Below are 23,246 nucleotides of genomic sequence, written 5' to 3'. Positions count from 1 at the left end.
GGTCGTTTGGCTTTATATTAATAAAATGTAAGTATGTTCTACGCAACTTGCTGTACTAATTTTTCCTTTGATTTCAATGCCGTCGAAAAAATAGGTTTCAAAAAGCGTGCTAATTGGTCAAATTCTATTAAAAAAGCATCGTGGCCATGCACGGATTTAATTTCATGAATATTAACGTTGTCTTTCACTCCTTTTAAATCCACATAGGTATTCCAGTTTTCATCCGCTTTAAAAAACAAATCAGAATTAATGGTGATGATATGAATATCGCTTTCAATTTTTGAAGCGACTTCTAAAAAATCAGTTCTGTTTCTTGTAATATCAATAGTACGCAAAATCTGATTCATCAGTTTATAGGCAGCCAACTGAAATCGATTGTCTAGTGCATTTCCATGATAACTCAACCAAGATTCAATATTGTAAAGGGCATCGTTTTTCTTAGTGCGATCAAATTTTTGTGTTAACGATTCTGGTGTACGATATAAAGTCATGGCGTGCATTCTAGCATCCACTAGTGGTTGTGAAGAATTATTCAATATTGCATCTTGAATGTGGCAATTCGCAATGACCCAATCCGTCGATTTCCAGTCGGTCGCAATAGGAATTAAATGTTGAATTAATTGGGGTTTTAATGCGGCTAATTCCCATGCAATTCCGCCACCAACAGAACCTCCTATAACGGCAAATAAATTTTCAATTTCTAATTGCTCTATGGCTAAAGCAAATAGTTTGGCAATATCTCTTGCTGTAAAGTCTTTGTAATTTTCAATGCAGTTTTCTGCAATATTATCGTAGCCATTGCCAAGAATGTTAAACGCTAAAATCGTATAATCATTAGTGTCAATACATTTGTCGTCTCCAATAATATCATTCCACCAGCCGTCTTCTCCAACCACATTTGAGTTTCCGGTAAGGGCGTGGTTGACTAAAATTATGGGTGCAGAATGTAATGCTTTACCAAAAGTTTGGTAAGACAATTTAGGATTGATTGTCTTACCACTTTCAGTAACGTAATTAGTTAGGGTTATGTAGTGTAAATGTGCCATTACAAATATTTATATAGCTGTATATTCTTTTTCTACGGAAATTTTTAAAGGTGTCTCGTTCTGTAAATTATCTTTTACAGGACAACGTTCTTCAACAATTTGAAGCCATTGCGTTAAAACTTCAATACTGGCATCGGTCTCTGGAATAAGGTTGAGATTAATGGTTTTAAAGCCTGCGCGTTCTTTGGTAGACGTACCTAAAAACCGATCCGGATTTAATTCACCCGTCACTTCAATCTTTAAATTTTTAATTGTAAAACCTAATTCCTTAGCTACCAAATGTCCAACAACATTGGCACAACCAGCAAAGCCTGCTAAAATGTATTCTACAGGATTGGCATCTTCATCGGTGCCACCTAAAGCTTCTGGTTCATCTACAACTAAAGTAAATTGTCTTGTTTTTCCTATAAATTGGGTTGCAGAAGTACTGTCTCCTACAACGGAGAATTTTAAATCACTCATGTTTTTGTCTTTTTAGTGTTGAATACTATAAAACAGATGTCTTTACAATTAAAGACATCCATTTTACTTCACAATTTAAATTTAATTTTGAAGGGCTTTTTTCTGTTTAACAACAGCAAAAGCTTCTTTTAAATCATCTTTTAAATCTTCTATGTTTTCAATACCAACAGACAAACGAATTAAATCTTTAGTAACACCTGTAGTTTCTTGCGCTTCATCACTTAATTGTTGATGTGTTGTACTTGCAGGATGAATGATAAGTGATTTTGTGTCTCCAATATTGGCTAATAATGAGAATAGTTTCGTTGTGTCAGCTATGGTTTTTGCCGCTTCGTAACCACCATCCACTCCAAAAGTGACGACGCCACTTTGGCCTTTTGGTAAATATTTTTTAGCAAGTTCTCTGTATTTGCTGCTTTCAAGTCCAGGGTAATTCACCCATTTGACTTCTGGTTGAGACTCTAACCATGTTGCTAATTCAAGGGCGTTTTCACTATGTTTTAAAATACGTAGTTCTAAAGTTTCTAAACCTTGAATAATTTGAAACGCATTAAACGGACTTAAGGCTCCACCATAATCTCGTAAACCTTCAATTCTAATTTTTGCTATAAATGCAGCTGCCCCAATAGCTTCGCTATACACTAAACCATGATAACCTGCAGATGGCTCTGTAAATTCTGGGAATTTTCCGTTAGTCCAATCAAATGTTCCGGCATCAATAATAATACCTCCTAGTGATGTTCCGTTTCCAGTGATATATTTGGTTAGCGAATGAATAACGATGTTAGCACCATATTCTATTGGATTTAACAAATAAGGTGTAGCGACAGTATTATCTACAATTAACGGCACTTTATATGCTTTTGCTTCTTTTGAAATGGCTTCAAGATCTAAAACATCTAATTTCGGATTTCCTAAAGATTCTACAAAAAAGGCTCTTGTGTTTTCTTGTGCTGCTTTTTTAAATTCTTCCGGATTTGACGCATCAACAAATGTTGTGGTAATACCATGTCTTGGTAGGGTGACGCTTAATAAATTGTAGGTGCCTCCATACAAACTACTCGACGCCACAATGTGGTCTCCTGCTCTTAAAAGTGTTAGTAAAGTTGTTGCAATTGCTGAGGTTCCAGAAGCCGTAGCCACTGCTGCAATTCCTCCTTCTAGCGCTGCTAATCGCTGCTCTAAAATGTCGTTTGTTGGATTGTTTAAACGTGTGTAAATAAAGCCAGGAACAGAAAGGTTAAATCGTCCGGCTGCATCATCTGAATCATTAAAGACATACGATGATGTTTGGTAAATAGGAACAGCTCTTGTTCCTGAAGTTTGACTGACGTCGTGACCTGCGTGCAACGCTTGTGTTGCAAATTTTTGTGTACTCATTTTTCTAAGTTTTTGAGTTAATAAATGATTAAACCAAAAGCCAAATAAGCCTCGTTAGAAGCGTACTTAATAGAAAAATATTATAAAGAAAATGCTAATTACAGATGAGTAATTAGTCTTGAGTTATCTATCCAATTTTCCGATTAATGAATCGGATAATTAAGTAGAATTTAGCACCTTCTTAGTAAATCTAAGGGTTGCTAAGGCTTCATAGGGTCATTCCCTCCACCTTTCTTGATAACATTTCAGTAAGTGTTTGAACTTTGTGAGCACAAATATTGCAACACAAAAATTAGAAATCCAAATTATTTGTAGATTTTGTGAGTTTTTTATGAATTTCGTAGAATTACGAACTTTTCTTTGCTAAATACTTAATTTGGATGATTTCGCTAACAGGTTTGTTTTCAATTTTGCTTTCTAGCCAAGAAATAATATCGAGATATAAAAATGCACGTCGTTCGTACGGATGGTCTTCAAAAGTCTTTAGTGTTTTGTGTAATTCTTTAAATGCATTTTTAAGATCGTGTGGGTAAATATCCTGAAGTCCTCTAATGAATTTTATCATTTCTTTTTGCACTTCATGCAGGTCATTCATCTTAATTAAAAACTTGTATGTGCTTCGTAAAAGGGTTTCTAAATGGTAGTCTAGTCCAGCTTCATAATGCGCTACAAGGTTTAGAACTCTCGAAAAACAGAGTAAATCTTCGCGCATCGAAAGTGTTTTGTTTGAGATAATTTTATCTAAGTATTTTATACAAGCTTTGTTGTTGCCGGCTCCAAATTGTAAACTCGCAAACTTATAATAAAAAACCATTTTATGGTGAGGGTCAATTCTGTCATTAAACGGAATTAAGTCGTTTTCAATTTTTGGAATTAGATGAAGTCCGTCTTCAAAACTACCATCAATAAAGTGTTGATTAATGCTGTGGAAATTGGTGTATAAAAAAACAAGAGTAGCTACATTTTCATCGGTTGGAAATGTTGATTTTTGAACAGTCGCTTCAAATTCAGAGAATTTTTCTAAAAATTTTGACTTGTTACCAATGAAAAATAAGGCTTCTAGGAGGTAATTATTGCCTTTTAAAAAGAACACGGGGTTCAGATTAATCATATTTGGGTTTTGATAAAATAAATCCACCCATTTTGAAGCGTATTTGTAACAATTCAAAAAATCTTGAAGCAAAAAGCTTTGCCATAAATTAGCTTTATATAGCCACAATTTTTCTCTAAATCCTAATTTTTCGATTTTAACTTTTGGAAGGCTTTTGTTGAAATAATTAATAACCATATTGGCTTCTTCTTCATTTCTTATATAGCCTGTTTTTAGAATGGTGCTATAGAGTTGCAGTGATAAATTGGAGAGTTTGCTGGCAATAAGATTAAGAGAACTCAGTTCTTTGGCTTGTACAGCTAACTCATCTGCTCGAGTATTTATACTTCGTGTGATGTATTGAGATTCAATTAATTTTTCGAGTTCTACAATCTCAAAAGCTGAATTTTTTTCTTCGTTAATAATTGCGAGCTCCTTGGCCTTATCTAAAATTTTTAAGCTTTGTTTATATAAGCCTTTGTGGTACAAAATAGAAGCAAAATCGAGTTGTTCTCTAATTTGTGAACGTACATTTTGATGTGATGGATTGAGCTTAAGACTGATTAAAATTTGCTTATATAAATGCGCTTTGACATTGGCAAGTTGTTGTTTTTTTACAATGCCACTTTTTAAAATAAAAGCTTCATTATAGGTTTTAGCTTTGTCCAAAAGATTGAATAAATTCAAGAATTTAGAATCTGAATTTACTCCAAGTCTCCCTACGTAAAGTTTAAATTGCCGTTTTTCGGATTTTGTTAAGGACTTTACAAGTGAAAATAAATTATCTTTTTGGTCTTTAGTTATCAATAGAAAATAGATTTATGAATCTGTAAATCAGTTATTTAAAGTATATTTTGGCGACTGAACATCGTAAACTAACTATATCAATAATATTTAAATCTAAATCAAAACATACATTCGTTAGACAATACTATAAAATATATTTTGATATATGTCAAATAACAAGATACAAATCTTTGATACAACACTTCGCGATGGAGAGCAAGTTCCGGGTTGTAAACTCAACTCAGAACAAAAAGTGGTCATTGCAGAACAGTTAGATCAACTTGGGGTGGATGTGATTGAGGCAGGATTTCCGGTCTCCAGTCCAGGTGATTTTAAATCGGTAGAAGCGATTTCAAAAATTGTTAAAAATGCGACTGTTTGTGGATTAACTAGAGCCGTAGAAAATGATATAAAAGTAGCGGCAGAATCTTTAAAGTATGCTAAAAAGCCTAGAATCCATACGGGAATTGGAACCTCAGATTCACATATCCTTCATAAATTCAAATCGAACAGAGAGGCGATTATTGAGCGTGCTTTTGAAGCGGTAAAATATGCAAAATCATTTGTTGAAGATGTTGAGTTTTATGCTGAAGATGCCGGTCGGACAGATAACGAATATTTAGCTCGTGTATGTGAAGCTGCTATTAGAGCAGGTGCAACAGTATTGAATATTCCGGATACAACGGGGTATTGTTTGCCAAGTGAATATGGTGCAAAAATAAAATACTTAAAAGAAAATGTAAAAGGTATTGAAAAGGCTATTCTGTCTTGTCATTGTCATAATGATTTAGGCTTAGCAACAGCAAATTCTATTGAAGGTGTCATTAACGGAGCACGTCAAATTGAATGTACGATCAACGGTATTGGTGAACGTGCAGGAAACACAGCTTTAGAAGAAGTAGTGATGGTGTTGAAGCAGCATCCTTATCTTAATTTAGATACAAATATTAATACATCAATGCTATTCGGAATGAGCCAGTTGGTTAGTGATAGTATGGGGATTTATACGCAGCCAAACAAAGCGATTGTTGGAGCAAATGCTTTTGCGCATAGTTCTGGGATTCACCAAGATGGTGTGATAAAAAATAGAGCAACTTACGAAATTATCGATCCTAAAGATGTTGGTGTTACGGAGTCGGCTATTGTGTTAACCGCAAGAAGTGGAAGAGCAGCCTTGGCTTACAGAGCAAAAAATGTAGGTTACGAACTTACGAAGTTGCAGTTAGATGATGTGTATGCAAACTTTTTGAGTTTTGCAGATCGAAAGAAAGAAATCAATGATAATGATATTCATCAAATTATCGAAACGAGCAATGTGTATCAACAAATAATTTCAGCATAAGATAGATGGGTAAAACATTATTTGATAAAGTTTGGGATTCGCATGTGGTCAGTACTATAGAAAATGGGCCACAAATATTATATATAGATAAACATTTAATACATGAAGTAACAAGTCCGCAGGCTTTTAACGAGTTAGAAGAACGTGGTATTCCTGTTTTTAGACCCAATCAGATTGTGGCTACAGCAGATCATAATACTCCAACATTACATCAAGATCAACCGATAAAAGATGCCTTGTCTAGAAAGCAATTGGAGCAATTATCTGAAAATTGTAAAAAAAACAATATAACACTATACGAATTAGGGCATAAATATAACGGTATTGTGCATGTAATGGCTCCAGAGTTAGGGGTGACACAACCAGGGATTACCATGGTCTGTGGTGATAGTCATACGTCTACACATGGTGCGTTTGGGGCTATTGCTTTTGGCATCGGGACAAGTCAGGTAGCGCAAGTATTTGCGAGCCAATGTTTGTTGCTTACAAAACCAAAAAGTTTAAGAGTTACCGTTAATGGTAAGTTGAAAAATGGAGTTTTACCTAAAGATGTCATTCTGTATATCATTTCAAAATTAGGAACCAATTCTGGGACAGGCTATTTTTGTGAATATGCCGGAAACGTGTTTGAAGAGATGAGTATGGAAGGTCGAATGACGGTCTGTAATATGAGTATCGAAATGGGCGCAAGAGGAGGTATGATTGCTCCAGATGAAACGACCTTTGAATACGTAAAAGGTAGAGAATTTGCGCCAAAAGGCGAGGAGTTTGATAAGAAAGTGGCCTATTGGAAAACCTTGCCAACAGACAGCGATGCTAAATTTGATAAAGAATACAGCTTCGATGCAGAAGATATAGAGCCAATGATTACCTATGGAACGAATCCGGGAATGGGAATTAAAATTTCTGAAACGATTCCTGTTGATGAGAATCCATCGTTTAAAAAATCTTTAGCTTATATGAGTTTTGAAGCTGGAGAAAGCTTAATTAATAAGCCCATCAATTTTGTGTTTATAGGAAGTTGTACCAATTCTAGAATTGAAGATTTTCGAGTCGCAGCCAATTATATAAAAGGCAAGAAAAAAGCCGCTAATGTTACGGCTTGGTTAGTGCCAGGAAGTAAGCAAGTAGAAACTCAAATTATTGAAGAAGGTCTAAAATCTATTTTTGATGACGCAGGTTTTGAATTGCGTCAACCTGGTTGTTCGGCGTGTTTAGCAATGAACGATGATAAGATTCCTCAGGGAGAATATTGTGTGTCAACTTCCAATAGAAATTTTGAAGGTCGCCAAGGACAAGGTTCAAGAACGATTTTGGCAAGTCCTTTGGTAGCTGCAGCAACAGCTGTAGAAGGTAAAATTATAGATATTTCAAAGCAATTAAATTGATATGATCCTGCAAAGTTTCAAAAACTTTGTAGGTATTTAAAATGAATTAAAAGAAGATACCCACTTTCGTGGGCGTTACTATGGAAAAGTTTACAACATTACAATCAAGAGCCATTCCATTACATATAGAGAATGTAGATACGGATCAAATTATACCTGCTCGTTTTTTAAAAGCAACAGATAGAGAAGGGTTTGGAAACAATGTATTTAGAGATTGGAGATATCACAAAGACGGAACAATTAATACGGATTTTGTATTAAATGATTCAAAATACTCAGGAAGTATTTTAGTTGCTGGAGATAATTTTGGCTGCGGATCGAGTAGAGAGCATGCCGCTTGGGCTATAACAGATTTTGGATTTAAAGTTGTGGTATCTAGTTTTTTTGCTGATATATTTAAAGGAAATGCCTTAAATAATGGCTTGTTGCCAGTACAGGTTTCGCCAGCTTTTTTGAGTGACTTAATGCAGGAAATCGTGTCCAATCCAGAGACAGAATTAGTGGTTGATCTCGAAAAACAGACCATCTCAGTAAAAGATTCAGAATTATCCGAAAATTTTGAAATCGATGCCTACAAGAAAACATGTATGATCAATGGTTATGATGATATTGACTATTTGATTAATAATAAAGAACAAATTGAAGCTTTTGAAGCTCAAAAAATATATTAATAACTAAATAAGATTTTCGTTAATTCGGGAATTGATTTTTCTTCAATGAAATTAAATATAGCAATTTTACCAGGTGATGGTATTGGTCCAGAAGTAACGAATCAAGCTGTAAAAGCTTTGAAGGCGATTGCTTCAGAGTTTAATCACAATTTTAAATTTACAACAGCAGATGTAGGTGCTGTTGCCATTGATAAGCATAATGATGCTTTGCCAGAGGAAACATTAGAACTTTGTAAAAAAAGTGATGCCATTTTATTTGGAGCTATTGGTGATCCTAAATATGATAATAATCCTTCTGCAAAAGTACGACCAGAACAAGGCTTGCTGAAATTGCGCAAAGAGTTGGGATTGTATGCTAATATTAGGCCTGTAAAAGCTTATAAAACATTGCTAGATAAATCTCCGCTAAAGAAGCATATCATTCAGGGGACAGATATTTCTATTTATAGAGAATTGACTGGTGGTATTTATTTTGGTGAAAAACAGACGTCAAAAGATGGTGATTATGCTTCAGATTTATGTAGTTATTCACGTGAAGAAATAGAGCGTATTGCACATTTAGCATTTGTTGCTGCTGAACATAGAAATCATAAAGTGACTTTAGTAGATAAGGCTAATGTGTTAGAAACATCTCGACTTTGGAGACGTGTAGTTAAAGAGGTTGCGGAGCAATATCCAGATGTTACACTCGACTTTTTATTTGTAGATAATGCAGCAATGCAAATGATTTTAAACCCAAAACAGTTTGATGTGATTTTAACAGAGAATATGTTTGGTGATATTATTAGTGATGAAGCTAGTGTTATCGGAGGTTCTATAGGATTGTTAGCTTCAGCTTCAGTTGGAGATAAATATGCGATGTTTGAACCTATTCATGGTTCATACCCTCAGGCGGCCAATAAAGGTATTGCGAATCCGATTGCATCAATTTTATCTGCTGCTATGTTGTTGAGTCATTTTGAATTACATAATGAAGCCGAATTAATTAGGTTAGCTGTAGAAAAATCGTTAAAATTAAACATTACAACACCAGATATAAATTCGGTGGTAAATACAGTGACGACCTCTAATGTTGGTGACTTTGTTGAAGATTTTATTTACAATCCAAAAGATACTAATCTCAATTTTAAGAATATCCATTTAGGGCAGTCTACAATAATATAATTTAAGATAATGTCCACACAACCAAAATTAACACGATTCAATCAAAATGTATTGTCCAAGTATCAGATATACAATAGTATATTTATGACTTTACCTTTTGATGCAGTTACAAAAACAGGAGCGCTTTTGCCTTTGTTTCACGAAACTTGCCATAAAGGATTTGAAAATAAAGAAGATCCTACAACAATCGTTAATACTTTTTTTAAAAAATACCAAGCCAGACGCTCTTCTGAGAGTCAGGTGAATCTGTTATTTCGATTTATTCAATATATCGAAAGACAGGTCGTTTTATTCGATGCTATTGAAGATGCTGCTTTTCCTATTGTAAATAATATGGATGGTATCGGAACCTTGCGAAGTTTAAAAGAAACGGTTTCTGCTGATAATAAGTTGGAGACCCTTCGTAAATATTTAGAAGAATTTAAAGTGCGAATTGTTCTAACAGCCCATCCAACACAGTTTTATCCTGGTTCTGTTTTAGGAATTATTACAGATTTAACCGAGGCTATTCGCGAAAATGATTTATTAAGAATTAATGATTTATTGGCGCAATTAGGAAAAACACCATTTTTTAAGCACGAAAAACCATCTCCTTTTGACGAGGCTGTGAGTTTAATCTGGTATTTAGAGAATGTATTTTATAAGTCCTTTGGAGGTATATACGATTACATTCAACAGAATATATTCGATGGTGAACAAATAGAAAACAATATTATTAATATAGGTTTTTGGCCAGGAGGTGATAGAGATGGAAATCCTTTTGTAACACCAGAAATTACGCTGAAGGTTGCTGATAGATTACGACTTTCAATTATTAAAAATTATTATAGAAACGTAAGACAATTAAAGCGGAAATTAACGTTTCAAGGAGTCGAAGATCGTATGGGTAATTTAGAGCGTGAGCTTTATAGTATCATTACAAATGAAGCTTCTGATTTAACGTTGAAGACTTTCGTTTCAGAATTAAAAGCGGTGAAGCAAATTATTATCGATAAGCATCAGTCTTTATATGTTGATGAGCTGAATAGTTTGATTAATAAAACTCATTTATTCGGATTTCATTTTGCGAATTTAGATATCAGACAAGACAGCCGAAAACACGAGCAGTTTTTTAATGATATGGTGAATGCGTTGCTTGAAAATGGAAGTGACATCTTTCCTAAAAATTATCACGACTTACCAGAACATGAACAAATTAAAATTTTATCTAAAGTTGAAGGTTCTGTAGATTTATCTTTAATAAAAGATGAAGAAACTTTAATGGCTTTAGAGACGATTAAGGCTATAAAAACCATTCAAGAAACCAATGGGGAGCAAGCTGCAAACCGTTATATAATTAGTAATAACCAATCGACTTTGCATGTCATGCAATTGTTTGCGATGTTAAAATTAGTGGCATTTCAAGACGATTTAACTGTTGATATTGGGCCATTATTTGAAACTATTACCGATTTAGAGAATGCTCCAAAAGTGATGGAGGAGTTGTATTCTAACCCTGATTACGCGAAGCATTTAAAAGCAAGAGGTAATAGGCAAACCATTATGCTTGGTTTTAGTGATGGTACTAAAGATGGTGGTTATTTAATGGCAAACTGGGCCATTTATCAAGCTAAGGAAAATTTAACCAGAGTGTCTAGAGAATATGGTATCAAAGTAATTTTCTTTGATGGACGTGGTGGGCCGCCGGCACGTGGTGGTGGAAAAACACATAATTTTTATGCGTCTTTAGGTCCGACAATAGAAGATGAGGAGGTACAATTAACAATACAAGGTCAGACCATAAGTTCTAATTTTGGAACTTTAGAATCTGCACAATATAATTTAGAGCAATTGATTAGTTCTGGTATTGGTAACAGTTTAAGTGATGCCGATTTAAGTATGCAGCCAGAAAACAGGGAGGTTATGACGGACTTGGCGAATCGTAGTTATGAAGCGTATGCGAATTTTAAAGCGCATCCTAAATTTATTTCGTATTTAGAGCATATGAGTACGCTTAAATATTATGCGAAAACAAATATTGGTAGTCGCCCGTCTAAAAGAGGTAAATCGGAAGGTTTGGTTTTTGAAGATTTAAGAGCGATTCCTTTTGTAGGATCTTGGAGTCAATTGAAACAAAATGTGCCAGGCTTCTTTGGAGTTGGTACAGCATTGAAGCATTATGAAGATATTGGTGAGTTTGATAAAGCACAGCATTTGTTTAAAACATCTGCGTTCTTCAAAACTTTAATTGAAAATAGTATGATGTCTCTGTCTAAGTCTTTTTTCGACTTAACACGTTATATGTCTGAAGATGAAGAATACGGTGAATTTTGGAATGTAATTTATAAAGAATATGAAGTTTCAAAACGTTTGATTTTAAAACTTACGGGTTATAAGGAATTGATGCAAGAAGAGCCTTCTGGAAAAGCATCAATTGCAGTAAGAGAGTCTATTGTGTTACCGTTATTAACGATTCAGCAATATGCTTTAAAGAAAATTCAAGAGCTTGAAAAAGCTGAGGTACGAGATGAAGAGCAGATTAAAATCTTTGAAAAGATGGTAACGCGTTCTTTGTTTGGTAATATAAACGCGAGTCGTAATTCAGCATAAAAAAAACAACTAGTTTAGTAGAATATTATAAATCCTCAGAGTTGTTAAACTTCTGAGGATTTTTTATGCAATTATATTAAGCTGTATTAAAGCAAAAACCCTCGAAGGTTAGGCTTCGAAGGTTTTTGTTCTAACAACTAAATTAATTATCAATTTAAACTTATGTGAAAGAATACAGCAAGTTGATTAGCGTTCTCTTTTTCCTGGATAAGCAATTTCACCATGTTCGGAAAGGTCAAGTCCAACAAGTTCTTCTTCTTCACTAACACGAAGACCCATTGTAGATTTTAATATTTTTAGAATGATGAATGATAGCACAACAGACCATACGCCGTAAGCTAAAACACCTGTAGCTTGAGCGCCTAATTGTGTAAATCCTCCGCCGTTGAATAGGCCTATTCCTGTTTCACCATCAATTCCCCAAAGGCCAATAACAAGTGTTCCCCAAACTCCGGCAACACCGTGAACAGAAGCAGCTCCAATAGCGTCATCAATTTTAAGTTTTTTCTCAATTATTTCTATCGAGAATACGACAATAATACCACCAATTAAACCAGCTAAAAGCGCGCCTAATGTAGACATGTTTCCGCAACCAGCAGTAATACTTACTAAACCGGCTAATGCTCCGTTTAAAGTTTGTGGTAGATTTGGTTTTCCGTACCAGATCCATGTCGTTATTAGTGCGCCTAAACCTCCGGCTGCTGCTGCTAAGTTTGTTATTAAAATAACATTAGAAGCTGCAATAGAATCGTCACCTCCCCAGGCTAATTGAGAACCTCCGTTAAATCCAAACCATCCTAACCATAGGATAAAAACACCTAAAGTTGCCAGTACCTGGTTGTGGCCTGGGATTGGCATTACTTTTCCGTCAACATATTTTCCTATTCTTGGTCCTACCATATAGGCGGCAACTAAAGCGGCCCATCCTCCAACAGAATGTACAATTGAAGATCCTGCAAAGTCAATAAATCCGAGTTCGGTTAACCAACCAGATCCTTGCCATTGCCATCCGCCAGCAATAGGGTAGATTAACGCAGTCATTACGATTGAAAATATAGCATAAGTAGAGTATTTTGTTCTACCAGCAATAGCTCCAGATACAATGGTCGCGGCTGTAGCGGCAAACATCGTTTGGAATAATAAGTCAGCTCCTTCTCCTTGCATTAGGCCACTCCAGAAAAACCATCCGTTTGAAGTGTCACCATACATTAAAGAATAACCAACAAACCAGTAAGTTAATGAGCCAACGCAAATGTCAAGTAAATTTTTCATTGCGATATTGGCGGCGTTCTTGGAGCGGGTCATGCCAGTTTCAACTAGTGTAAATCCAGCTTGCATAAAGAATACTAAGATAGCAGAGATTAGCATCCAGAGCATTCCCATGTCACTGTTTATAGCGGCAACAGCAGCTTCGACTTCAGAAGGTTGTGCAGCATCTTGCACTGTTGTAAGGGTTGGTAGTATTGTTAAAAAATTATGTATCATAATAAAAAGTGTTAGTTAGTGTTTGGTTTTTTAGAATGAGTAGATGGCAGCTAGAGTAAATGCAGCTAAGCTGCTTGCGTCTTCACCGTCAGCATCAAAATATGCTGCGTCGTTATTACTCCAAGAGTCTAACCTGATTTCTGGTTTAATGATTAAATTACTGTCTACGGTGTAGCTGCCTGTTAAGGTTGCGCCGATTACGCTTGGTAAGTCTTCCCCTTCTTCAGCATGGTATCCAAAAAACTCGCCTCTTAAGCCAAGAGCAAAATCTTCAGATAATGTGTACTGTGGATATAAAGCAGCTCCATAGAATCCGTTTTTAAAATCATCATTTAATACATCTCCATTATCATCAAAAACATAAGAAGTGGTTTGGTAAGCCGCATTGATTCCTAAGAAAAAATTGTCAGACACATCAAATCCGCCAGTATAATCGACTTCAAATCCTAAGCCAGAATTAGCACCACTATCATAATATAGGTTTAAGTATTGTCCTTTGTACCCTAATTGAGCGCCAAAAGAATATTCGCCAGTTGTCGACGTGTCGTTGGTGTCCCAAGGATTCATAACGGCAAGCATTAGGCTAAAGTCATCAGATAATGCAAAATCTGCTTTTAAGCCAACATGAGAAAAAGGACCGTTAGAGAATAAATAAGATGTGCTGTAGTTAAAGTTTGCTGCTGGAGCAATAACTTCGTACCCTAAAAACGTATTAAAACGTCCGAATGTTAATGTTGTAGTTTCAGAAACGTTCCAATAAGCATAGGCTTGGTTTACAATGCCATCAACAATGTCGTTGCTAAATGTGGCATCACCACCTCTTGGTCCTGTAACCAGGTCAAGTACAGCGCCTACTTTACCACTTTCGTAGTTAGCGATTATATTTCCCATGCCTAAGGCAAATCCTGTTTGTCCAGCGAATGCGGTTCCAAATGTTTGTCCAGAATCGTCAGAAGCGGTGAGGTAAGTTTGGTAATACGCGTCAACGCTTCCGCTTATTGTAAAAGATTTTTCTTTAATCTCTTCTGTTTCTTGAGCTGTTAAAACTACAGACATAGCAAGTAGTGTTAGAGTGAGAATTTTTTTCATAATGATGTGTTTTGTGTAGTTAGTTCGTTTCAAATCTATATAATCTTTATTTATACCCCCTAAAAATATAGAGTAAATAGTTAATTTTTATGAAATTATAATTTTTAACCCTGTTAATTTGGGGGTTAAAATTAATTTAAGCTATATTTTTATTATATCAACAATTGAGGTTTTTGTATTTTTCATTAAAAAGCGTGTTTTTGTGATTTATTTTCAATGTTTTATTTGTTTTTGAATTGTTTTCTTATTGTATTGGGTTTTTTGTTGATGATTTGTTATTATTGATTTAGCATTCAGATGTCGTGTTAATTAGATTTACCGCAATCATTTTAAGGCTTATTGTGAATTCTTGAAAAGTGTTTCTACTTTTTTTTTAATCGAATTATAGCTTCTATATTAGAGATGTAATAAGGGGTAAAAACCTTTAAAATTTTTCTGAATTATGTTTAAGAAGCAAGGACTTTATTTACCGGAATTTGAACACGAAAATTGTGGTGCTGGATTCATCTGTAATCTAAAGGGAGAGAAGACAAATCAAATTATACATGACGCCTTAGAAATACTGGTAAAACTAGAGCATCGAGGAGGTGTAAGTGCTGATGGAAAAACAGGTGATGGAGCAGGTCTTTTAATAGATATTCCTCATGCTTATTTTAAGCGTGTTTGTGGGTTTAAAGTGCCAGTAAAAGGGAAGTATGCTGTAGGTATGGTTTTCTTGCCAAAAAACAGAAATCAATATAAGTTTTGCAAGGATACTTTTGAGAAAGAAATTATAGCTCAAGGACTCTCTGTAATTGGATGGAGAGAAGTGCCTGTAGATTCTACACAATTAGGTGAAATCGCCTTAGCTTCAGAACCTAATATAGAACAACTTTTTGTTGGAAAATCTAACGAAGTTTCTGAGGCAGATTTTAAAGCAAAACTCTATGCAGCACGTAAGATCACAGAGCATACCGTTAGAAAATCTAAGATGTCGCAAAGCTCTTATTTTTATGTGTCTAGTTTATCAATGAATACACTGATATATAAAGGTATTATTATGCCAGAAGATATAGGTCCTTATTACAAAGATTTACAAGAAGACGATTTAGTAACACGTTTGGCTTTAGTGCACCAACGTTTTTCTACCAATACGATGCCTACTTGGGAGTTAGCGCAACCATTTCGATTTATGTGTCAGAATGGAGAAATAAATACCCTTCGTGGAAATATTAGTAGAATGCGTGTACGTGAGGAAATCATGAAAAGTGACGTCTTTGGTCCGCAAATAGAAAAATTATTCCCAATTATCTTACCAGGAAAATCAGATTCAGCTTCTATGGACATGGTGGTAGAATTGTTGACACACACAGGGCGTTCATTACCAGAAGTCATGATGATGATGATTCCTGAAGCATGGGAAAAACACAAAACCATGTCGCCAGAGCGTAAAGCATTTTACGATTACAATGCTTGTATTATGGAACCTTGGGATGGACCAGCTTCTGTACCATTTACAGATGGAAATTATATAGGTGCCCTTTTAGATAGAAATGGTTTAAGACCTTCGAGGTATACTGTAACTAAAAGCGGAAAACTAATTATGTCTTCAGAAATTGGAGTGGTAGATATTGCGCCAGAGGATGTGGAAAGTCATGGTCGTTTAGAGCCTGGTAAAATGTTTTTAGTAGACATGAACCAAGGTCGAATTATTAATGACGAAGAAATAAAAAGTAAAATTGTTAGAGAAAGACCATATCAAGAATGGTTAGATAAAACGAGATTACACTTAAAAGATATTCCGTATACTGGTGAAACCTGTCCGATTGAAACTCTAGATATAAAAACAAGACAACGTTTATTTAATTATACGTTCGAAGATATTCAAGAAGTTATTACGCCAATGGCTATAAATTCTAAGGAAGCTTTAGGTTCTATGGGGACTGACACACCTTTAGCCGTTTTATCTAATAAACCGCAATTAATTTCAAACTACTTTAAGCAATTATTTGCTCAGGTTACCAATCCACCTTTAGATGGAATTCGTGAAGAAATTGTTACAGATATTAGTTTGTCTTTAGGAAAGGATAGAAACATTTTTAGTATTACCGAAAGGCAATGTAGAAAATTGAAAATTCAGAATCCAGTAATTTCAAATGACGATTTAGCTAAAATTAGAAATATTAAAGTTGAAGGCTTTAAAGCTGAAACCATCGAGATGTTATATCAAAAAGATAAAGGTCTTAATGGTTTAGAAGATGCTTTAGACAGCATAATAGTTCAAATTGAAAAAGCTTTAGTTAGAAAAACAAACATTATAATCTTATCAGATAGAGGTGTTAGTAAAGAAATGGCGCCAATTCCACCATTATTAGCTTGTTCTTATGTAAGCCATCAGATGAATCGTTTACGTAAGCGTTCATATTTCGATATTATTATTGAATCTGCAGAACCACGTGAGCCACATCATTTTGCAACATTATTTGGTTATGGAGCAAGTGCTGTAAATCCTTATATGGTAAATGAAATCATTAGAGCGCAAGTAAAAGAAGGTTTTATCACTGGTATGGATGAACAAAAGGCGGTTGATAATTTCAATAAAGCTATCGGAAAAGGAATACTGAAAGTAATGAATAAAATAGGAATCTCAACCTTACGTTCTTACAGAGGTTCTCAGATTTTTGAAATCGTAGGGTTTAATTCTCAATTTGTTGAAAAATATTTTCCGTATACAGCTTCAAGAATCGAAGGTATAGGATTATATGAAATTGAAAAAGAAATAGAAAAGCGCTATAAATTTGCCTATCCAAATACCGAAGTTGATAAGCGATTAGGTCTAAATATTGGTGGAGATTATAGATGGAGACGAAATGGTGAAAAGCATTTGTTTAACCCAACTACGGTTGCAAAATTACAACAAGCTGTGAGATTGAGTGACCAAGCGAGTTACGATGTGTATGCAAAAGCCATTAATGAACAGTCAGAAAATTTAATGACCATTCGTGGGTTGTTTGAATTTAATAATATTGACCCAATTCCTATTGAAGAAGTAGAACCTTGGACAGATATCGTAAAACGATTTAAAACAGGTGCGATGTCATACGGTTCAATTTCGCGTGAAGCGCATGAAAATTTAGCCATTGCCATGAACAGAATTGGAGGAAAATCTAATTCAGGTGAAGGAGGAGAAGACCGAAGACGTTTTCAACCCGATGTCAATGGCGATAGCAGAAATTCTGCCATTAAGCAAGTGGCTTCTGGTCGTTTTGGAGTAACCTCTCACTATTTAACCAACGCTAAAGAGATTCAAATAAAAATGGCTCAAGGTGCAAAACCTGGAGAAGGTGGTCAGTTACCTGGTGAAAAAGTATTGCCATGGATTGCTGCAGCTCGAAATTCTACACCATTTGTAGGTTTAATTTCACCACCACCACATCACGATATTTATTCAATTGAAGATTTAGCACAATTAATTTACGATTTAAAAAATGCAAATCGAGAAGCTAGAATTAATGTAAAATTAGTGTCAGAAGTTGGAGTAGGTACCATTGCTGCAGGTGTAGCGAAAGCAAAAGCAGATGTGGTGCTTATTTCAGGATACGATGGCGGAACAGGAGCATCACCTTTAACCTCTTTAAAACATGCAGGCTTGCCTTGGGAATTAGGTTTAGCAGAAGCACAACAAACCTTAGTACTTAATAATTTAAGAAGTAGAATCGTAGTTGAATGTGATGGTCAATTAAAAACAGGTCGTGATGTAGCAATTGCTGCATTATTAGGAGCGGAAGAGTTCGGATTTGCAACAGCGCCTTTAGTCGCTTCTGGTTGTATTATGATGCGTAAATGTCATTTAAATACCTGTCCTGTTGGTATCGCAACTCAAGATAAAGAGTTACGTAAAAACTTTAAAGGAACACCAGAGCATGTCATTAATTTCTTCTATTATATCGCAGAGGAATTAAGAGGTATTATGGCAGAACTAGGTTTTCGATCTATGGCAGAAATGATTGGTCAAACACATAAAATTAATGCTAATAAAGCCATTAAGCATTATAAAGCTAAGGGCTTAGATTTATCTTCTATTTTATACCGACCGGAAGCTTATAGTAAGATGACGGTTAAGAATACTGAGAAGCAAGAACATAATTTAGATAATGTTTTAGATTTCAAAATTCTAAAAGATTCGCATCGCGCTTTATATCGAAAAGAGCAGATGTCGTTAGCTTATCCAATAAAGAATACAAATAGAACTGTTGGTGCGATTGTAAGTAATGAAATTTCAAAAATCTATGGACATTTAGGATTACCTGAAGATACCTTAAATATAAATTTTGAAGGTTCAGCAGGACAAAGTTTTGGAGCGTTTGGAGCACACGGATTGACTTTTAAACTTGAAGGAAATACAAATGATTATTTAGGGAAAGGATTATCTGGAGCTAAGTTAATTGTTAAGAAGCCAACGAAAGCAGATTTCAAAGCAGAAGACAATATCATTATTGGTAATGTTTGCTTATTTGGTGCGGTCGAAGGACAAGCGTATATCAATGGAATTGCAGGAGAACGTTTTGCAGTTAGAAACTCGGGTGCAACAGCAGTTGTAGAAGGTGTAGGTGACCATTGTTGTGAATACATGACAGGTGGAAAAGTGGTTGTTCTTGGTAAAACAGGACGAAATTTTGCTGCAGGTATGAGTGGAGGAATAGCATATGTATATGACCCAGAGAACAAATTTGTTAATGGATTATGTAATACCGAAACCATAGAATTTGAAAAGATTCTGAAGAAAGATGCTAACGATTTAAAAGCGGTAATTGAAAAGCATGTAAAATATACAGATAGTCAATTAGGTAAATCTCTATTGGAAGATTGGGAAACAAGCTTGAAGAATTTTGTTCGGGTGATGCCAACGGAATACAAACGTGCTTTAAAACGTTTAGAGACAGAAGAACAAATGGTTGAAGAATTGGTGTAAGCTAAGGGAGAAGATAAAAGTGATAATACAATTAAATTTAGAAAGCAGGATGAGATTCCTGCCTTCGCAGGAATAAAATGGGAAAAGTAACAGGTTTTAAAGAATTTGAAAGAAAAGATGAGTCATACAAGCCAGTAAAGGATCGTGTAAAGCATTATAATGAATTTACTGTGCCTTTAAAGGATAAAGATCTTCAAGAGCAAGGGTCACGTTGTATGGATTGCGGCATTCCATTTTGTCATAGTGGTTGTCCGCTTGGGAATCTAATTCCAGATTTTAATCATATGGTACACCAAGGCGAATGGCAAAAAGCCTCTTGGATATTACACTCAACAAATAACTTCCCAGAGTTTACAGGTCGTTTGTGTCCTGCACCTTGCGAGCAAGCATGTGTTTTGGGTATTATTGAAGATCCAGTTTCTATAGAAAATATCGAAAAAAATATTGTTGAACGTGCCTTTAAAGAAGGTTGGATTAAACCGCAGCCACCTAAAACGAGAACAGGAAAAACAATTGCAATTGTTGGTTCTGGTCCGGCAGGTTTAGCTGCAGCGCAACAATTAAACAGAGCTGGTCATACAGTGACGGTTTTTGAACGTGATGATGCTATTGGTGGATTATTACGCTACGGAATTCCAAATTTTAAAATGGAAAAAGGCATTATAGATCGGCGTTTAGCCATTTTGGAAGCTGAAGGTATTGTGTTTAAAACCAATGTTAATGTTGGTGTGAATTATGATGTTGAAGATTTAAAAAAGTTTGATGCTGTCGTACTTTGTGGCGGTGCAACTGAAAGAAGAAGTTTACCAACACCTGGTATCGATGCAGATGGCGTAGTGCAAGCGATGGACTTCCTAACGCAACAAACTAAAGTTGTTTTCGGTCAGAAAGTAAAAGATCAAGTTTTAGCAACTGGCAAGAATGTTATAGTAATTGGAGGTGGAGATACAGGATCAGATTGTATAGGTACATCGAATCGTCAAGGTGCAAAATCGGTAGTTAATTTTGAAATTATGCCAAAACCACCAGGACATCGTTCACCGGCAACACCTTGGCCATATTGGCCGTTGCAATTAAAAACGTCAACATCTCATAAAGAAGGTGTGGAGCGTAATTGGTTAATCAACACTAAAGAGTTTGTAACAAATGCTAAAGGTAAATTAACAGCTTTAAAAACGGTAAATGTAGAATGGGAAATGGTGCCAGGAGAACGTCCTAAACTGATTGAAGTTGCAGGTACAGAAAAAACATGGAAATGTGATTTAGCATTATTAGCGCTTGGTTTTACAGGTCCAGAATCTACTATTGCAGATAAACTAGGTTTAGAAAGAGATGTGCGTTCTAATTACAAAGCAACCTACGGAAAATACCAAACCAATATTCCAAATATATTCACAGCTGGCGATATGCGCAGAGGACAATCCTTAATTGTTTGGGCAATTTCGGAAGGTAGAGAAGCGGCTCGTCAAGTTGATATTTATTTAATGGGTAAATCCGATTTAGCCACTAAAAATGAAGAAGGCGATTTAGTTGGAGTTTAATTATATAAAATCATTCTACTGCTATCAATTTCTAAGGGTAAGTCTAATTTTAGGGTAGAAGTTAAAAGCATCTGTTTTCAGATGCTTTTTTGTGTTCTAGAAAGGTTTTGAAAACCTTTCGGGATTTTTTTATTAGATGATGATTCAATCAATAAGTATGTGGAATAAAAGGATTTACCGTTGTCGGCTTTCCAATACATCCTCAATATCTTCAAGCGTAAACCCTTTAGCTTTCAGTAAAATTAAATAATGGTACATTAAGTCGGCTGCTTCATTCTTAAATAAATCGGCATCATCATCTTTGGCTTCAATAACCAATTCTACAGCTTCTTCACCTACTTTTTGGGCAACTTTGTTAATGCCGCTTTTGTATAATTTATTGGTATAAGAATTCTCATCGTTAGTATCAATTCGGTCACTGATAGTTTGCTGCAATTCATATAAAAAGCCTTTGGCCGTTTCTTCTTTAAAACAAGAGGTGCTTCCTGTGTGGCATGTTGGTCCTTTAGGTTCTGCTTTAATTAAAATAGTATCGTTATCGCAGTCAATTTGAATGTCTTTAACTATTAAGAAATTACCAGATGCTTCGCCTTTGGTCCAAAGTCTGTTTTTGCTTCTGCTAAAAAAAGTGACTTTGTTTTCGGCTTTAGTTTTATTGAAGGCTTCCAAATTCATGTAACCTAACATTAATACTTGTAAGGTGTTATTATTTTGAATAATGACAGGGACAAGTCCGTTGTCTTTTGAAAAATCTATGTCCATCGTATTGCTATGTTTTCGTTTTTTAAATACTCTTTTAATTCTGGAATTGGAATTTCACCATAATGAAAAATGCTTGCTGCCAATCCTGCACTTGCTTGCGTGTTTTCAAACAAGGTTTTAAAATGTTTTTTAGTTCCTGCTCCTCCTGAAGCAATTACCGGAATATTAACAGAGGCGCTTACTTTTTCAGTAATATCAAGAGCAAAACCTGCTTTGGTACCGTCGTTATTCATAGAAGTAAGTAGTATTTCACCAGCTCCTAATGTTTCGACTTGTTTTACCCAATCTAATGTTTTTAATGGTGTTGCTGTGCGTCCTCCATGCACAAATACCATCCATTCTCCATCAATATATTTTGTATCGATGGCAACAACCACGCATTGACTCCCGAATTCGTTGGCGATTTCAGTAATCAATTTAGGGTTTTTAACGGCTGAAGAATTCACACTCACTTTATCTGCTCCAGCTTTTATAATTGCAGAAACATCTTCAATAGAATTGATGCCACCTCCAACGGTAAACGGAATATTAATTTCTTCAGCAATATGAGTCACCAATTCTACTAATGTTTTTCGCTTTTCAATTGTAGCTGTAATATCTAAAAATACCAATTCATCAGCACCTTGAGCCACGTAGCTTTTCGCCAATTCAATTGGGTCGCCAGCATCGATAATATCCACAAAATTGATGCCTTTTACGGTTCTTCCATCTTGGATATCAAGACAAGGTATAATTCGTTTTTTTAGCATAATTTCTGAAGTTCTTTAAGTGTTATATTGCCTTCGTAAATGGCCTTTCCTAGAATTACTCCTTCGCAACCTATGGCATTTACCAATTCTAAATCTTGCATAGAAGATACCCCTCCACTTGCAATTAGTTTTACATTCGATTTTGAAATAATTTCGGTGTATAATGCGTTTGAAGTGCCTTGTAACATGCCATCTTTTGCGATATCTGTACAAATTACATATTGAATGCCTTTTGATTCATAATCGTTTATAAAATCAACAACATTTAATTCTGAAGCTTCCAACCAACCATTGGTAGCAATTTTTCGGTCTTTGCAATCGGCTCCTAAAATTATTTTTTCAGAGCCATATTTATCTAGCCATGCTAAAAATACATCTGGATTATTGGCAGCAATACTTCCTCCTGTAATTTGATGCGCTCCGCATTCAAATGCAATTCTTAAATCGTCATCAGATTTTAAGCCGCCTCCAAAATCAACCTTTAAATTGGTTTTTGTGGCAATGCTTTCTAATATGTTATGATTGACAATATGTTTAGATTTGGCTCCATCTAAATCTACTAAATGTAAATATTCAATGCCATTAGCTTCAAATTCTTTGGCCACTTCCAATGGATTTTCGTTATATACTTTTTTAGTGTTGTAATCTCCCTTTGTGAGTCTAACACATTTTCCGTCTATGATGTCTATTGCTGGTATGATTCTCATTTTATTCCTGTGAAAGCAGGAATCTCACCCTTACTCTCTTGTTT

16 protein-coding genes and 1 riboswitch are annotated in these 23,246 nt (G+C 35.2%); of the genes, 7 read left to right on the top strand and 9 right to left on the bottom strand.

All coding sequences use genetic code 11. The features are described from left to right. Window positions 1-38: 38 nt before the first annotated feature. The 4 genes from ABD730_RS15435 to ABD730_RS15420 form a co-directional block, all read right to left on the bottom strand. A complete protein-coding gene (locus ABD730_RS15435; protein ID WP_344715810.1) occupies window positions 39-1,046 on the bottom strand; it encodes an alpha/beta fold hydrolase in 1,008 nt (335 codons plus the stop codon). Window positions 1,047-1,055: 9 nt separating this feature from the next. After that, window positions 1,056-1,508 (bottom strand): OsmC family protein, encoded by a 453-nt coding sequence (locus tag ABD730_RS15430; RefSeq protein ID WP_344715809.1) that lies wholly within the window; start codon window positions 1,506-1,508, stop codon window positions 1,056-1,058. Between the two features lie 81 nt (window positions 1,509-1,589). Then, window positions 1,590-2,888 (bottom strand): O-acetylhomoserine aminocarboxypropyltransferase/cysteine synthase family protein, encoded by a 1,299-nt coding sequence (locus ABD730_RS15425; RefSeq protein WP_344715807.1) that lies wholly within the window; start codon window positions 2,886-2,888, stop codon window positions 1,590-1,592. A 120-nt stretch (window positions 2,889-3,008) separates the two neighbouring features. Beyond that, window positions 3,009-3,132, bottom strand: a riboswitch (SAM riboswitch). A 102-nt stretch (window positions 3,133-3,234) separates the two neighbouring features. After that, window positions 3,235-4,782: a hypothetical protein gene (locus ABD730_RS15420; RefSeq protein ID WP_344716103.1), complete on the bottom strand. Its 1,548-nt coding sequence runs from the start codon at window positions 4,780-4,782 to the stop codon at window positions 3,235-3,237. Window positions 4,783-4,930: 148 nt separating this feature from the next. Between ABD730_RS15420 and ABD730_RS15415 the strand changes: the two genes are divergently transcribed. The 5 genes from ABD730_RS15415 (at window position 4,931) to ABD730_RS15395 (ending at window position 11,918) form a co-directional block, all read left to right on the top strand. Further along, the gene (locus tag ABD730_RS15415) at window positions 4,931-6,106 is read left to right on the top strand and encodes a 2-isopropylmalate synthase (RefSeq protein WP_334465258.1); all 1,176 of its coding nucleotides are present in this window, start codon (window positions 4,931-4,933) and stop codon (window positions 6,104-6,106) included. A gap of 5 nt (window positions 6,107-6,111) precedes the next feature. After that, window positions 6,112-7,494, top strand: coding sequence for a 3-isopropylmalate dehydratase large subunit (gene leuC / locus ABD730_RS15410; protein WP_344715806.1), 1,383 nt, complete (start codon window positions 6,112-6,114; stop codon window positions 7,492-7,494). 80 nt (window positions 7,495-7,574) lie between these two features. Continuing rightward, window positions 7,575-8,165 (top strand): 3-isopropylmalate dehydratase small subunit, encoded by a 591-nt coding sequence (gene leuD, locus ABD730_RS15405; RefSeq protein WP_334465252.1) that lies wholly within the window; start codon window positions 7,575-7,577, stop codon window positions 8,163-8,165. A 45-nt stretch (window positions 8,166-8,210) separates the two neighbouring features. Beyond that, window positions 8,211-9,329 carry a 3-isopropylmalate dehydrogenase gene (gene leuB / locus ABD730_RS15400; protein WP_334465251.1) on the top strand — a complete coding sequence of 373 codons (1,119 nt, stop codon included), beginning with the start codon at window positions 8,211-8,213 and terminating at the stop codon, window positions 9,327-9,329. Between the two features lie 9 nt (window positions 9,330-9,338). Beyond that, a complete protein-coding gene (locus tag ABD730_RS15395) occupies window positions 9,339-11,918 on the top strand; it encodes a phosphoenolpyruvate carboxylase (RefSeq protein WP_344715804.1) in 2,580 nt (859 codons plus the stop codon). A gap of 186 nt (window positions 11,919-12,104) precedes the next feature. Here ABD730_RS15395 and ABD730_RS15390 read toward each other — a convergent pair whose 3' ends face one another. Continuing rightward, complete coding sequence (locus tag ABD730_RS15390) at window positions 12,105-13,403, bottom strand: ammonium transporter (protein ID WP_418636624.1); 1,299 nt, start codon at window positions 13,401-13,403, stop codon at window positions 12,105-12,107. Between the two features lie 30 nt (window positions 13,404-13,433). After that, the gene (locus tag ABD730_RS15385) at window positions 13,434-14,492 is read right to left on the bottom strand and encodes an outer membrane beta-barrel protein (protein WP_334465245.1); all 1,059 of its coding nucleotides are present in this window, start codon (window positions 14,490-14,492) and stop codon (window positions 13,434-13,436) included. 442 nt (window positions 14,493-14,934) lie between these two features. On the opposite strand from ABD730_RS15385, the gene gltB reads away from it, so the two are divergent. Both gltB and ABD730_RS15375 read left to right on the top strand, forming a co-directional pair. Beyond that, the gene (gene gltB, locus ABD730_RS15380; RefSeq protein WP_344715801.1) at window positions 14,935-19,443 is read left to right on the top strand and encodes a glutamate synthase large subunit; all 4,509 of its coding nucleotides are present in this window, start codon (window positions 14,935-14,937) and stop codon (window positions 19,441-19,443) included. Between the two features lie 77 nt (window positions 19,444-19,520). Beyond that, on the top strand, window positions 19,521-20,984 hold the full coding sequence (locus ABD730_RS15375; protein ID WP_344715800.1) for a glutamate synthase subunit beta: 1,464 nt from the start codon (window positions 19,521-19,523) through the stop codon (window positions 20,982-20,984). Window positions 20,985-21,158: 174 nt separating this feature from the next. On the opposite strand, the gene hisIE is transcribed toward ABD730_RS15375, so the two are convergent. From hisIE to hisA, 3 genes are read right to left on the bottom strand one after another with little or no spacing between them, the layout of a single operon-like run. Continuing rightward, window positions 21,159-21,746, bottom strand: a complete 588-nt coding sequence (gene hisIE, locus ABD730_RS15370; protein WP_344715798.1) for a bifunctional phosphoribosyl-AMP cyclohydrolase/phosphoribosyl-ATP diphosphatase HisIE — start codon at window positions 21,744-21,746, stop codon at window positions 21,159-21,161. After that, window positions 21,737-22,495 (bottom strand): imidazole glycerol phosphate synthase subunit HisF, encoded by a 759-nt coding sequence (gene hisF / locus ABD730_RS15365; RefSeq protein WP_344715796.1) that lies wholly within the window; start codon window positions 22,493-22,495, stop codon window positions 21,737-21,739. Before hisF ends, hisIE begins: the two co-directional genes overlap by 10 nt. Continuing rightward, window positions 22,489-23,202 carry a 1-(5-phosphoribosyl)-5-[(5-phosphoribosylamino)methylideneamino]imidazole-4-carboxamide isomerase gene (hisA, locus tag ABD730_RS15360; RefSeq protein WP_344715794.1) on the bottom strand — a complete coding sequence of 238 codons (714 nt, stop codon included), beginning with the start codon at window positions 23,200-23,202 and terminating at the stop codon, window positions 22,489-22,491. Before hisA ends, hisF begins: the two co-directional genes overlap by 7 nt. Window positions 23,203-23,246 lie beyond the last annotated feature (44 nt).

The sequence above is a fragment of the Winogradskyella damuponensis genome, from assembly GCF_039538385.1.
In the GTDB taxonomy this organism is placed as follows: Bacteria; Bacteroidota; Bacteroidia; order Flavobacteriales; family Flavobacteriaceae; genus Winogradskyella; species Winogradskyella damuponensis.
Note: the sequence above shows the minus strand (reverse complement) of the source record. Positions and strands in the feature narration are given on the sequence as shown.